The sequence below is a fragment of the Serratia ureilytica genome, assembly GCF_013375155.1.
In the GTDB taxonomy this organism is placed as follows: domain Bacteria; phylum Pseudomonadota; class Gammaproteobacteria; order Enterobacterales; family Enterobacteriaceae; genus Serratia; species Serratia ureilytica.
Map to the genome: position 1 here is coordinate 1 of NZ_JABXOF010000029.1, position 511 is coordinate 511.

At 69.7% G+C, this 511-nt stretch carries 1 pseudogene; it reads right to left on the reverse strand.

What is annotated here, in order from left to right:
• A pseudogene (locus HWW83_RS25470) lies at window positions 1-511 on the reverse strand (electron transport complex subunit RsxC); the annotation flags it as partial.

Sequence of the window (511 nt, forward strand, 5' to 3'; positions counted from 1 at the left end):
CCGTTTCCGCCGCCAGCGATTCTCTGGCGGTTTTTTTGGCTTTGGCGCGGGCGATAGCCGCCGCGACCGCCGCCTTGCGCGGATCTTCTTCGGCGTCAGCCGGAGCCGGTTCTGTCTCGGCCGGAGCGTCCGCTTGCTGCGCCGTTTTCTTGGCTTTGGCGCGAGCGATAGCCGCCGCGACCGCCGCCTTGCGCGGATCTTCTTCGGCGGTAGCCGGAGCCGGTTCTGTCTCGGCCGGAGCGTCCGCCTGCTGCGCCGCTTTTTTGGCTTTGGCGCGTGCGATAGCCGCCGCGACCGCCGCCTTGCGCGGATCTTCTTCGGCGGCAGCCGGAGCCGGTTCTGTCTCGGCCGGAGCGTCCGCCTGCTGCGCCGCTTTCTTGGCTTTGGCGCGGGCGATAGCCGCCGCGACCGCCGCTTTGCGCGGATCTTCTTCGGCGGTGGCCGGAGCCGGTTCTGTCTCGGCAGGAGCGTCCGCCTGCTGCGCCGTTTTCTTGGCCTTCACGCGAGCCAG